We start from the raw sequence: 12,494 nt of genomic DNA, 5'->3' as shown, positions 1-12,494 counted from the left end.
AAGTGCTGGGGCACCGCATAATAAGTTCGCGAATTTATGTGACACAGCACTAGTGAAGGGCGGGATGACAGGGAGTCTCGCTGCTGATCGCAGGGGCGTGGGTCTGTGATGCGAGTCCATCCTTGGCCGGCCTGCGAAACTCACATTCAACGCCGAATGATTGCTGTCTGACAGAGTCTGTAGAAGATTTTACCTGGGAGGCATGTTGAAAGACGGAAAATATGTAGAGGGGCCGAATGAATTACCCGGTTCTCTGAGCGGATTTCAGAAGTTCCTTCGGTACTGGCTTCCGGCTCTGATTTACATAACCCTGATTTTCTCATTTTCTTCGATACCAAAGCTGCCAATTCCAGCGAAGATTCCGCATATTGACAAGGTGCTTCATTTCCTTGAATACTTCGTCTTTGGTCTCATACTGGGCAGAGGCGTCATGAATTCCTTCACGCTTAGGGGAAGCCTCGCTGCCTGCTCGGTGGCTGTAGGATTGGGTGCGCTGACCGGGGCCGGCGATGAGTATTTCCAACGTTCCGTCCCTGGGAAAGTCTCAAGTGTTTATGACTTCACCGCTGATGTCGTCGGTCTCGTGGTAGCGCAGCTCGTGCTCATCAAGGTGCGGGCCATGTGGCACAAGAGGAAGGGGACAGAGATGTCCCGCCTGGCGTGATGAGTCTACTGAAATCTGATCCAATTTGCCGGCCTTTCTCTCCTGCCGAGCCCGGTAGTCCCTTCATGAAAAGGTTTGCCAGATGAAATTTCAAGCCCAAAGAGGGACAAGAGATATTCTTCCGGAGGAAGCCTCCCGCTGGAGGACACTTGAGAAAGTTGTGAGAGATGTGTCGATGAGGTACGGATATGGCGAGATAAGACTGCCGATTTTTGAAGCCACCGAGCTTTTCTCCAGGGCGATAGGTGAAGAAACTGAAATCGTGAAGAAGGAAATGTACAGCTTCAAGGATAGAGGCGGACGGGAGATTACCCTGCGTCCAGAAGGTACGGCAGGCGTTGTGCGGGCGTTCATCGAACACAAACTCTACAGCAGCTCCAAGGTGACGAGACTCTTCTATTTCGGGCCGATGTTCAGATACGACCGGCCCCAGGCTGGAAGGTTCAGGCAATTTCATCAGTACGGCATGGAGCTTCTTGGGACTTCGGAACCCGAGGCCGACGCCGAGATTATTGAGCTTTCGAGAAGAATACTGACAGGAGCCGGGATTGATGATGCGGAGATTAAGCTCAACAGCGTGGGATGTCCTCTCTGCCGTCCCAACTACAATGAGAGAATCAGGCAGGAGGTTTCCAAGAAGCTGGATAGGTTCTGCGACGAATGCAAGATAAGGTACAGGGACAATCCTCTCCGTATTCTCGATTGCAAGATTGAGACCTGCCGGGGTGAGCTTCGCTCCATGCCGCCGATTCTTGATTTCCTTTGCCATGATTGCAGGGTACATTTTGATGCTGTGAAAGCGAGGCTTTCTCTTCTGGATATTCCCTTTGAGATAGATCCGGGACTCGTGCGGGGTCTTGACTACTACACAAAGACTGCGTTCGAGATTAACCATAGACTTCTCGGTGTACAGTCTGCCATCGGAGGCGGCGGAAGGTACGACAGCCTTGTCAAAGCCTACGGCGGGCCGGACACTCCTGGTGTGGGATACTCCGGGGGCTGCGAAAGAGTCCTGGATGTTTTGGAGGCCCTGGGAAGGCAAGATGCAGAAGCCTCCGGTCTCGAGCTCTTTGTCGTGGCAGCAGGAGAAGGGGCAAGAGAGAAGTGTTTTGTGCTGAGTTCACGTCTGAGAGAGGTCTTTCGAACCGGCGTTGACCTCACGTCATCCAGTCTCCAGTCACAGATGAAGATGGCAGACAAACTGGGCGCCAGATTTGCGGCAATAGTGGGAGAGGATGAGCTGAAATCGGGCACCGCCACCATCCGCAACATGGTCAGCGGAGCTCAAGAGAAGGTATCTGAAGGGAATCTTGTTGAAAGGTTGAAAGATCTGCTGGGGAAACCCCCTCACCCTACCCTCTCCCCTGAGGGAGAGGGTCTATGAAAACAGAGTCGGCGGAGAAACTTGCGACCTCTCCATCTCCCCGAGAGGGAGAGGATCAAGCGGTAAGGATTCGTGGCGGTTCGCACTCATGCGAAAGGTGAAACCCGCTCACCCTTCCCTCTCCCCGAGAGGGAGAGGATCAAGGTGAGGGGACGGAATCGGGAGCCAATGAACGAGAATCCTGCTGGAAGGACTCATAACTGCGGCGAGCTCAGAGCAAAGGATAGCGGCTCAAAAGCTCTTCTTTTCGGCTGGGTCCACGGTATCAGGGACCACGGAGGAGTCATATTCATAGACCTTAGGGACAGGTATGGTCTTACGCAAGTCGTGGTGCATCCTGAGAACGTGAGCAAGGAAACACTTGAGCTTTCCCGTTCTTTCAAGAGCGAATTTGTAGTTCGGGTCGGCGGGATTGTAAAGACAAGGCCGGCTCAGATGATCAATCCGGAGCTTCCGACTGGTGAGATCGAAGTGGTCGCGGATGAAGTGGAGCTTCTCAACCAGTCGAAAACGCCTCCATTTCAGGTTGAAGACCAGGTAGATGTGGGTGAAGAGTTGAGGCTCAAGTTCAGATATCTTGACCTGCGAAAACCTTCTATCAAAGACGTCATCGTATTCAGACACAAGGTTGCGTTTCTTGTGAGAAAGTTTCTTGACGGAAAGAAGTTCCTCGAAATAGAGACACCGATTCTAGTGAGGCCCACACCCGAAGGAGCAAGGGACTATCTTGTCCCCAGCAGGGTGAGTCCCGGGAAATTCTATGCGCTCCCGCAATCACCGCAGCTCTACAAGCAGCTTCTGATGGTTTCCGGATTTGACAGGTACTTTCAGATTGCGCGCTGTCTGAGGGACGAGGACCTCAGAGCTGACAGGCAGCCGGAGCATACGCAGATTGATATCGAGATGAGCTTCGTGACTGTTGACGACGTTTTCTCGCTTGTCGAGGAGATGTTCAAGACAATCTTCGGGGAATTGTTCGGGATTGATCTCAAGACCCCATTCTTGAGACTGAGTTATGCGGATTCGCTCGCGAGATTCGGGACTGACAAGCCGGATATCAGGTTTGGGTACGAAATCTCGGATGTGACCGATGAGATGAAGAGGAGTAGTTTTGAAGCGTTCAAGAAAGTGATTGAGGCCGGTGGTGAGGCAAAGGCGCTCGTATGCAAAGGTGTTGGAAGTCTCTCCAGAAGGGAACTGGATGAGCTCACGGAATTGGTGAAGGCTTCCGGTGGAAAGGGACTTGCCAGTGCCAGAGTCTCCGGTGGAAGTCTCGAAGGGGGAATGAAGAAGTTCGTTACTCCTGACCTTGAGCAAGCCCTTGTTGCAAGATTCGCGCTGGGAGATGGGGACGTGGTGCTCTTCACCGCCGACAAGAGGGAGGCCGCTCTCAAATCCCTGGGAACGGTGAGAAGCGCTCTGGGCAAAAGGGCATTGAAGGAAAGAGAAAAATTTTCTTTTGTCTGGATCAAAGACTTTCCCATTTTCCAGTGGAATGAAGACAGGAAGGCGTGGGAACCCGAACACCATCTATTCTGCATGCCCGACGATGACAGCATTGACCGGATTGAAAAAGATCCTGGCAGCGCGACAGGGAAGATATATGATCTTGTGCTGAACGGAGTCGAGCTTGGCTCCGGAAGCATCCGCGTTCACAACCGGAAACTTCAAGAGAGGATAATGGCGGTGGCAGGAATTTCCAGGGATGAGGCGGAAAAGAGATTTGGATTTCTTCTGGAAGCTCTTGATTACGGGGCTCCGCCGCACGGCGGAATTGCGCTTGGGCTTGACAGAATCGTGATGATAATGACGGGCAGGGAGACAATAAGAGACACGATTGCTTTTCCAAAGACACAGAAAGCAAGCTCGCTTGTCGATGGTTCTCCTGCCGAAGTGGACGAGAAGGAGCTGAACGAGCTCCACATCAGGATTGTCGAATGATTCCAGTGTGCCGTCGCCGAATTGACTCTGCAGAATGCGCGACCTTTCATAAGGCACACTGCCAGGGGGTATGAGGGGGTCGTGGCCGACCCCCTCAGGGGTGACAGTGTAAGGATGCGACGAAGAGGAGCATCATGAAGCGTCAGAGGGGCGATAGCCCCCATGAGAGAGCCGTGTCCTGGAAAAGAGACATATATAAGGAATTTCAGGACACGACTCTGGAGATTCCCTGAATGAAAGAAACTGTACACAAAATAGTAATATCGGACATAGATCCAATCCATCTCCTTGGCCAGAATGACGTGAATCTGCGGCTCATAGAGGACAAGCTTCCCGTGAGAATCGTCCTGAGAGACGGAGTTCTTACTGTGAAAGGTGACGCCCGTGCAGTGGAGAAGGCGGCGCGCGTCATCGGCAATCTTCTTAAGATAGTGAGAGAAGGGAAATCATCGGGCGAGGCGGATGTTCGCTATGTTCTGGACCTGATCGAATCCGGAACAGAGAAGGAGATTTCGGGAGTTGGAAGGAAGTCAATCGCCTACGCCTTGGACAAACAGATAGTCTCCGGAAGGACCGTCGGCCAGATAGAATACCTGGAGGCCATGGAGAAGTACGACATAGTCTTCTCGATAGGCCCGGCAGGCACGGGTAAGACGTATCTTGCGGTCGCTGCCGCGGTTAATGCTCTGAGAGCAAGGAAGGTCGAGAGGATTCTCCTGGTGAGGCCTGCCGTGGAAGCGGGTGAGAGTCTTGGCTTTCTCCCCGGGGATTTCAAGGAGAAAGTGGATCCATACCTGAGACCCATCTATGACGCCATTTCTGATATGATGAGCTACGAAAAAATGAGGAGGTTTGTCGAGCTTGGAGTAATCGAAATCGCTCCTCTTGCTTACATGAGGGGCAGGACGCTCGGAAATGCGTATGCAATTCTTGATGAAGCGCAGAATACGACGGTCGGCCAGATGAAGATGTTTCTCACCAGGCTTGGTGAGAACTCCAAAGCAGTAATAACCGGGGACATAACCCAGATCGACCTTGCAAACGGAATCCAGTCCGGTCTTGTCGAGGCTCAGACCATTTTATCCGGGATCAACGACGTCAGGTTTGTATATCTCACCGAAAGGGATGTGGTGAGACATAGACTTGTAAAGGACATAATAAAGGCTTTTGATGAATACGGCAGAAGCAAGGAGACTGGAGGAATAGGTGGGAAGGCTTAGGTTCCGGAAGAAGGCAAGTCCGGTTCTGAAGATGAAGAGAAGAGAACAGCTTATAAAGAAGGCACAGAATTTCTTTATTAAACTCCTCATCCTCACCTGTTTTGCAGGGGTATCGTACCTGTTGTTTCCAACATCAAGGGCGATTATCACGCCGGAGCTGAGGGAAGGCGCAGTATCCAAAGAGCGCGTTATCGCGCCTTTCGATTTCCAGATATTGAAGAGAGCAGATGAACTTTCGGGGGAGCGGGAAGAACTGAAGTCAAGGGTTCCTCCTGTGCTCAGGTTCGACGAGAGCGTCGGTCCTGCTCAGATGGCCCGGTTCCTTGCGTTCGAAAAGAAGGTACTGGGCATAGCGGGAAACGCTTCTATCGGCGAAGCTGAGAAGCTGAGAAGATTAGGCGGCCTTGAGGTGAGTCTCGGCAGCACAGCCAGGGCAGAACTTCTCAAAGACGGCCAGAGAGAACGTATCCTGTCCTATTCCAGGAAATCCCTGGGAGAATTGTTTGAGACTGGACTCGTTGATGAAGCAAGTGAAAGAGAGATAGAAGATCGCCCGCTTCTGACAATAATCCGGGCGAATGGAGAGTCCGCGAGGGAGGAGCAGGAACTCCTCTCAATTATCTCGCTAAGGGAATCTCTCTCTGCTCGGACGAAGGGTGTGATGCAACGCGGCGATGCCGAGACGCGGGCTGCGATCGATATCGTTCTTGCGTTTGCCTTCCCGAATCTGAGATACGACAAACAGGAGACACTGAGACGGCAGGAAGATGCTGTCAAAGTCATCAGCCCCTACAAGGGAATGGTTCTGAAGGATGAAAGAATAGTCGACAGCAACGAGAGAATCACCCGCGAGCATGTTGATAAGCTTAGGTCGCTTCGGGTCGCAAGGAGAGAACGTTCGCTTGCGATGGGAAGATGGCACGAGCTTCAGCCTGCGCTGGGGAGGCTCTTCTTCCTCGTCATGATTGCGATTATTTTCGGAGCCTACCTGAAGCTGCACTACAGGGACCTTTTCAGGGACAACAGGATCCTTCTCCTTGTTCTCGTCGTCGTGCTTGTCGTACTCGGAATCTCGGCTCTCCTCGCGAGCTTCTCAAGGACATCCGAGTACCTCATACCGGTCTCTTTTGCCGGCCTTGTTCTCACAATTCTCATCAGTGACAGATTCGCCATTTCCGTGACGATATTCCTCACGCTTCTCATCGCGCCTTTGGCGGGGTTTGGGCTTTCCTTTGTTGTGATGACGCTCGCGGGTGGAGTTTCTGCAATTTATTCAGTACTGCGGCTGAGAGAGAGACGGCAGTTCTACAGGGCCGTTCTATTTATCTCTGCCGGCTATCTGGCAGCAATCGCGACTCTCGGATTCATAAACTTTGTTCCGGGCAGGACCATCCTGAACGAATGCGGATGGGCTATGCTGAACGGAATCGGCTCGACCATTCTTGCGCTTGTCGCTTTTCCCCTGCTTGAAACGCTCTTTGGACTCACCACGAACATAACTCTTCTTGAGCTTTCAGACCTGAACAGACCGCTGCTGAAGAAACTGATGCTTGAAGCGCCAGGCACCTATCACCACAGCCTTGTCGTGGCCACTCTTGCCGAGTCGGCCAGTGAATCGGTTGGGGCAAACTCCCTTCTTGCCAGGGTTGACTCCTACTACCACGATATTGGAAAGATCGGAAAGGCAGAGTATTTTGTTGAAAACCAGACAGGGGTCCACAGCCCTCACGAGAAGCTTACTCCTGCCATGAGCCGCCTTATCCTCGAATCCCACATAAGGGAAGGGCTCGAGCTGGCAAAGCTCGAGAAGCTCCCTCGCGTAATAACGAAGGCGATACCTGAGCATCACGGCACAACAATCATGTCATTTTTCTTTCAGAAGGCAAAGGAAGCCGACCAGGCAGCGAAAGAAGAAGACTATTCTTACCCGGGGCCCAGGCCCACGATGAAAGAGACAGCGATCGTGATGCTAGCTGATTCTGTTGAAGCAGCCTCCAGGGCCCTTGAAGACCCGACACCTTCCCGGCTCCGTGGTCTAGTGAAAAAAATTGTGGATACCAGGGTATCTGAATCCCAGTTGGATGCGTGCGGTCTTACGTTCACAGAGCTCGCAAAGATAAAGGAGAGTTTTGTATCGGTATTGACCGGGGTTTTTCACGGAAGGATTGCCTACCCAGAGGAGTTTCTTAAGGCTCAGAATGGCAGTGTCCATAGGTAATCTGCAGAGGAAGTTGAATCTAAACAAGACGCTTCTTGAGAAGTTTGTTGATACTATTCTTCTCATGGAAGGACGGAAAGACGAGAGTGTAAGTGTAGTCTATGTCGAAGACGGCTATATGCGGGGCCTTAACAGGAATTTCCGCAGGAGCGACACGACGACGGATGTCCTTGCCTTTGACCTCGCGATAGAGGTGAAGCAGAGAGATGGGAAGACCTACTACAACGATACGCTCGGGGAGGTTTATGTTTCTGCCGACAGAGCCATCTCTCAGGCGAAAGACTATGGCGTAAGCGTTTCTGAAGAGGTTGCAAGGCTTACTGCCCACGGAGTTCTTCATCTCCTCGGATACAGGGATGAGAATCGGAAAGAGCGGACGGCGATGAAACGGCAGGAGGACATACTACTCAGGCAGTTTGGCGACCTTGCTCTCGGTGTGGCAAGAGTCAAGAAAGCCAGATAGGCCGGCAAAATTCGTGAACGAAACGCTTTACTGGGAAATTGCTGGAATAGTCATTCTTCTAGGATTTGCTGCTTTTTTCTCCGGATCCGAAACCGCCTACTTCTCTCTCTCAAGGGCCCAGCTCAAACAGTTCTCCCACGAGAATAAGAGAGCGTCGAAGCTAGTCGTCAGGCTCCTCTCCGACCATCAAAGACTCCTTGCCACCATCCTGGTCGGGAACACGCTTGTGAATGTGACAATCGCTTCTTTGGCGGCACTCGTCTTCGGACGAATTCCAAAGGGAAGCATTGGAGAGATTCCCGGCCTCGTAGTTGAGATGTTGATCGTAGGTCTCCTGATTCTTGTCGTGGGAGAAATCGCCCCCAAGACTTTTGCAGTCTCTCACTCAAGAACATTTGCCCTCGACGCAAGCTATCCGATGGAAGCCATCGTGACGTTTGGGCGGCCTGTGTCTGGCGTTATTCTCAAGCTTATGAGAATGGTGACAAGGTTTTTGAAAGGGGAGACCGGCGAACTGATAACCATAGAAGAGCTGAGGACGGTGCTTGAGCTCGGCGAGAAAGACGGTGCGATCGAGAAGGGTGAAAAGGAAATGATTCGCGGTGTCTTTTCGATGGAAGTCAAATCTGCAAAGGACGTGATGGTTCCGAGGGCAGACATGGTCTGTCTTGATGTCGGGACGAAGCTCTCAGAAGCAATAGAAATAGTGAAAGAAGTGAGGCATTCAAGAATTCCGGTGTTTGAGGGCACGCTTGAGAGAATTGTCGGAGTGCTTCAGGCGAGAGACCTCATCAGGTATCTCTACAAGGATGAACCGGAGACGACGGTTGGCGCAGTGATGAGAGAATGCCATTTTGTCCCAACGGCCAAGAAAATAGACGAACTGTTGAGGGAGCTCCAGAGGGAGAAGGTTCAGATGGCAATCGTCGTGAACGAATATGGAAGGACCGCAGGATTGGTAACGATTGAAGACCTGCTGGAGGAAATTGTTGGTGAGATTCACGACGAGTACGATGAGGAAGAGCCGGCCGTCACCGTTCTGGAAGACGGCTCCTTTCTGGTGAGAGGAAATGTTGAGCTCTCGGATGTCTCAAGGATGCTGGGGCTTGACGTGTCCGATCCCAAAGCCAGGACTGTTGAAGAGTTTATTTCACTTTTCAGACCCGGAGTTCCGGAAGAAGGTGAGGAATTGCTCAGGGGAGGGGCGAGATTCGTTGTTGAGAAAGTCGTCGGGAGGAAGGTCTGGAGCGCAAGAATAGAGAGGGTCAACAAGTGACTGTTCTTGTGGTAGTAGGTGTCATCTTGTGCGCATTTTTCGAAGGGACCGAGATTGCTTTGATTTCTTTGAATAAGGTGAAGGTCAGGCACATGGCCGAAAGTGGAGACCGGAGAGCAAAAGCCATTGTCCGCTTCATCCAAGACCCCAGGAAGTTCCTTGGTACGACACTTGTCGGTGCAAATCTCTCGACAGTCCTTGCGTCAACGCTTTCTACAATATGGTTCATCCGGCATTTCGGAGAGACTGGCGCGGTGATTTCCACGGCGATCGTCACTGTCATCCTGCTTGTCTTCGGTGAGGCTGTCCCAAAGGTTATCGGTAGAGAGCGGGCAAGCACGGTTTCTTTTCGTTCGATAAGGATTCTTGAGTTCTTCCATAGGCTCTTTTTTCCAGTAATTGCCCTGGTGAGTTCAATGAGCGAACGCATTGTCTCGCCGTTCTCAAAAGGAAAGAAGGATGAAAGATTCCTTTTCACAAAGAAAGAGCTCCAGATGCTGCTTAGCGAAAGCGAGTCAGGCGACGCAGTTGGAAGCGACAAACGAAAGATGCTCTCCGGAGTTTTTGAGTTTGGAGAAACAACGCTCGATGAGATAATGGTGCCAAGAACTCAGATTGCCGGGGTCGAGAAGGGAACGAGTGTGAAAGATGCATTGAAGATCGCCCAGCAGGCCAAGCATTCGAGGTTGCCGGTGTATGAAGAAACATTGGACAAGATCCTGGGAGTTGTCCACATTTTCGACCTTTTCGTCGCGTCCTCTCCGAATGAGGCGATTGATGAGCTCGCCAGACCTGTCCTTTTCGTCCCGGAGGCGAAGAAGTGCGACGATCTCCTCAAAGAACTTCAGCAGACCCACGGCCACATGGCGATTGTGCTTGATGAATACGGAGGAACGGCAGGCATTGTTACCGTTGAGGATCTTGTAGAAGAGCTTGTGGGTGAGATAGCTGATGAGGATGAGGCCTCAAGGATTGCAGTAAGGAAGCTTGACGAGTCAACCTATCTGGTTGATGCTCAGCTTGGCATAGATGACCTCAATGATTCACTTGGAATCGCGATTCCTGAAGGTGATTACGAGACCCTCGCCGGATTCATTTTGTCTGAGCTTGGGAGGATCCCTGCGAGGGGCGAGAGGATCAAGGTGGGAAGAGCTTTCATTGAGATCTTGCGCTCGGACAAGAGGAGAATCGGAACGGTCCGGATCAGACTCAAGGAGTAAGAGACTCCTTCTCCCATAGGGGAGAAGGTTGGGATGAGGGGTGAACCAGGGTAGTTTACATTAGTCTTCCTCTCCCGCTTGCGGGAGAGGATTGAGGTGAGGCTAGCAAGAACCCCTTCCATAGTCTTCCTCTCCCGTTTACGGGAGAGGACTGAGGTGAGGGCAAGGTTTTGGCACTGGCGAAAACAGAAGCAATCGTTCTCAAATCAATCAGGCTCCGTGAGACAAGCAAGATCGCCACTCTATATACGTCTGACTATGGCCTTGTCAGTGTCGTTGCCAAAGGTTCGCGGCTCCCGAAAGGGAAGTTTGGTGCAGGCCTGGAGCCCTTTATGCACATTTCGATTGTCTTTTACATGAAAGAGGGACGAGATCTTCAGTTTCTCTCGGAACTGGACGTCATAGAACCATTTCTTCCTCTTCATAGGGACCTCGTGAGGTTCGCTTACGGGAGTGCAGTCGTGGAATTCATATCCTGCGTCGTCCACGGAGAGGAGAAAAATCCTGCGCTCTACGGGCTTCTTCTTGAGACCTTGAAGAGCGTCTCCAAGGCAGAGCATGAATTGCTTTCAGCTCTCCTCTGGATTTTCGAGCTCAAGGCATGCGATATTCTTGGTTACAGACCTGAATTCTCAAGCTGTGTTGCATGCAAGAGTGAAGAGAGGAATCTTGCTTCATTTGCGCCTCTTCTCGGGGGGACAGTTTGCGAAAGATGCCTTTCAAGAGAGCCCAGCGCAATTGACGTGCGTCCCGAAGTTGTGGCATGCATGAGAAAGCTTCAGAAGGCGAGTGTCAGGAGGATTGAACCCTTGAAGGAAGCATCATCCCTGGGAAGAGAAATCACCACGCTTCTTGATTCGTTCCTGGCTCATCATATTGAACGATACAGGGGGTTGAATTCGGCGAGGATGATTCAGACAATCACCCGTGCTGTCCAGGCCTCTTCCCGATGAGGGAGTGGATGGCCACGGAAGACTGAGGTGAGGGTTAGCGAAGTTCGCTTCCCCAATCTTCCTCTCCCCCTTGGGGAGAGGATAGAGGTGAGGGGGAAGACCGGAGCCAAAACATGACTTTTCAGGAAATGCTTCTCAAACTCGAGAGCTACTGGTCGGAATACGGTTGTGTGATTGGTCAACCGTACAGTTCCGAAGTCGGGGCCGGTACCTTCAATCCGTCGACTTTCTTGAGAGCCCTCGGCCCTGAACCCTGGAAGGTTGCCTATGTTGAGCCCTCGAGAAGGCCCAAGGACGGCAGGTATGGTGAGAATCCCAACCGGATGCAGCAGTTCTATCAATACCAGGTTATTGTGAAACCTTCCCCTGATGATATTCTCGATGTTTACTTCAGAAGCCTTGAACACATTGGCATCGAGCCAAGAAAGCACGACGTGAGGCTTGTTGAAGACGATTGGGAATCGCCTACGCTGGGTGCTTGGGGTCTTGGATGGCAGGTATGGCTTGATGGGACCGAGATAACCCAGTTCACCTACTTTCAGCAGGCGGGCGGCCTGGATCTCGACCTGGTATCGGCAGAAATCACGTATGGACTCGAAAGAATAGCGATGATCATTCAGGGCAAGGATAGGGTGACAGAAATCGCGTGGTCCAAGGACGTGAAGTGGGCAGAGATTTTTCTCCAGAACGAAAAGGAATTCTGCATTTTCAATTTCGACGAAGCCGACATCGAGACGCACTTCAAGCTCTTTGAGATCTATGAAAAGGAAGCAGGAAGACTTCTTGACAAGGGGCTTGTTCTTCCCGGGTACGATCATGTCATAAAGTGCTCACATATTTTCAACATGCTTGATGCGCGGGGAGCAATAAGCGTGACCGAAAGAGTGAGCTATATCGGGCGAGTCAGAAAGCTCGCCCGCAAGGCCGCCCTCAAGTATCTCGAAAAACGGAAAGAGCTCGGCTTTCCGTTAATGAAAACTCCCTCCCCCCGGGGGAGAGGGTAGGGTGAGGGGGAGAGGACAGGGTGACTGAGAGGGAAAGAAGCTTTTCCCCTCTCCCCGTTGGGAAGAGGGAAGTGTGGGGGGGAGAAGGTAGGACGACTGAGAGTCAGAGAAGGTTTTCCCCTCTCCCCTTTGGGGAGAGGGTAGGGTGAGG

The 12,494-nt window shown here is 51.8% G+C and carries 10 protein-coding genes; all 10 read left to right on the top strand.

The window, feature by feature from the left end; genetic code table 11:
* The first annotated feature begins 205 nt into the window (after nucleotides 1-205).
* Entirely contained in the window at nucleotides 206-664 is a 459-nt protein-coding gene (locus QME66_11030) for a VanZ family protein (GenBank protein MDI6809497.1), read from the top strand.
* Nucleotides 665-746: 82 nt separating this feature from the next.
* Nucleotides 747-2,048: a histidine--tRNA ligase gene (hisS, locus tag QME66_11025; protein MDI6809496.1), complete on the top strand. Its 1,302-nt coding sequence runs from the start codon at nucleotides 747-749 to the stop codon at nucleotides 2,046-2,048.
* Nucleotides 2,049-2,216: 168 nt separating this feature from the next.
* Nucleotides 2,217-3,989: an aspartate--tRNA ligase gene (aspS, locus tag QME66_11020; protein MDI6809495.1), complete on the top strand. Its 1,773-nt coding sequence runs from the start codon at nucleotides 2,217-2,219 to the stop codon at nucleotides 3,987-3,989.
* 233 nt (nucleotides 3,990-4,222) lie between these two features.
* Nucleotides 4,223-5,209 (top strand): PhoH family protein, encoded by a 987-nt coding sequence (locus QME66_11015; GenBank protein MDI6809494.1) that lies wholly within the window; start codon nucleotides 4,223-4,225, stop codon nucleotides 5,207-5,209.
* Nucleotides 5,196-7,427, top strand: coding sequence for an HDIG domain-containing protein (locus tag QME66_11010; protein ID MDI6809493.1), 2,232 nt, complete (start codon nucleotides 5,196-5,198; stop codon nucleotides 7,425-7,427). The genes QME66_11015 and QME66_11010 overlap by 14 nt, the downstream gene beginning before the upstream one ends.
* Before the next feature lie 13 nt (nucleotides 7,428-7,440).
* Nucleotides 7,441-7,890, top strand: a complete 450-nt coding sequence (ybeY, locus tag QME66_11005) for an rRNA maturation RNase YbeY (protein ID MDI6809492.1) — start codon at nucleotides 7,441-7,443, stop codon at nucleotides 7,888-7,890.
* Nucleotides 7,891-7,903: 13 nt separating this feature from the next.
* Nucleotides 7,904-9,166 carry a hemolysin family protein gene (locus QME66_11000; GenBank protein MDI6809491.1) on the top strand — a complete coding sequence of 421 codons (1,263 nt, stop codon included), beginning with the start codon at nucleotides 7,904-7,906 and terminating at the stop codon, nucleotides 9,164-9,166.
* Nucleotides 9,163-10,386 carry a hemolysin family protein gene (locus QME66_10995; protein MDI6809490.1) on the top strand — a complete coding sequence of 408 codons (1,224 nt, stop codon included), beginning with the start codon at nucleotides 9,163-9,165 and terminating at the stop codon, nucleotides 10,384-10,386. The genes QME66_11000 and QME66_10995 overlap by 4 nt, the downstream gene beginning before the upstream one ends.
* 170 nt (nucleotides 10,387-10,556) lie before the next feature.
* The gene (gene recO, locus QME66_10990; GenBank protein MDI6809489.1) at nucleotides 10,557-11,339 is read left to right on the top strand and encodes a DNA repair protein RecO; all 783 of its coding nucleotides are present in this window, start codon (nucleotides 10,557-10,559) and stop codon (nucleotides 11,337-11,339) included.
* A 113-nt stretch (nucleotides 11,340-11,452) separates the two neighbouring features.
* Entirely contained in the window at nucleotides 11,453-12,343 is an 891-nt protein-coding gene (locus QME66_10985; GenBank protein ID MDI6809488.1) for a glycine--tRNA ligase subunit alpha, read from the top strand.
* The last annotated feature ends 151 nt before the right edge of the window (nucleotides 12,344-12,494 follow it).

The organism is Candidatus Eisenbacteria bacterium (assembly GCA_030017955.1).
Lineage (GTDB): Bacteria > Eisenbacteria > RBG-16-71-46 > JASEGR01 > JASEGR01 > JASEGR01.
This window is presented reverse-complemented; position numbering and strand designations above follow the sequence as displayed.

What these genes read in the sequence shown, in the direction of transcription:
- QME66_10985 (MDI6809488.1), top strand. Translation starts at nt 11,453, where the DNA reads ATGACTTTTCAGGAAATGCTTCTCAAACTCGAGAGCTACTGGTCGGAA.
- aspS (MDI6809495.1), top strand. Translation starts at nt 2,217, where the DNA reads ATGAACGAGAATCCTGCTGGAAGGACTCATAACTGCGGCGAGCTCAGA.
- hisS (MDI6809496.1), top strand. Translation starts at nt 747, where the DNA reads ATGAAATTTCAAGCCCAAAGAGGGACAAGAGATATTCTTCCGGAGGAA.
- QME66_11015 (MDI6809494.1), top strand. Translation starts at nt 4,223, where the DNA reads ATGAAAGAAACTGTACACAAAATAGTAATATCGGACATAGATCCAATC.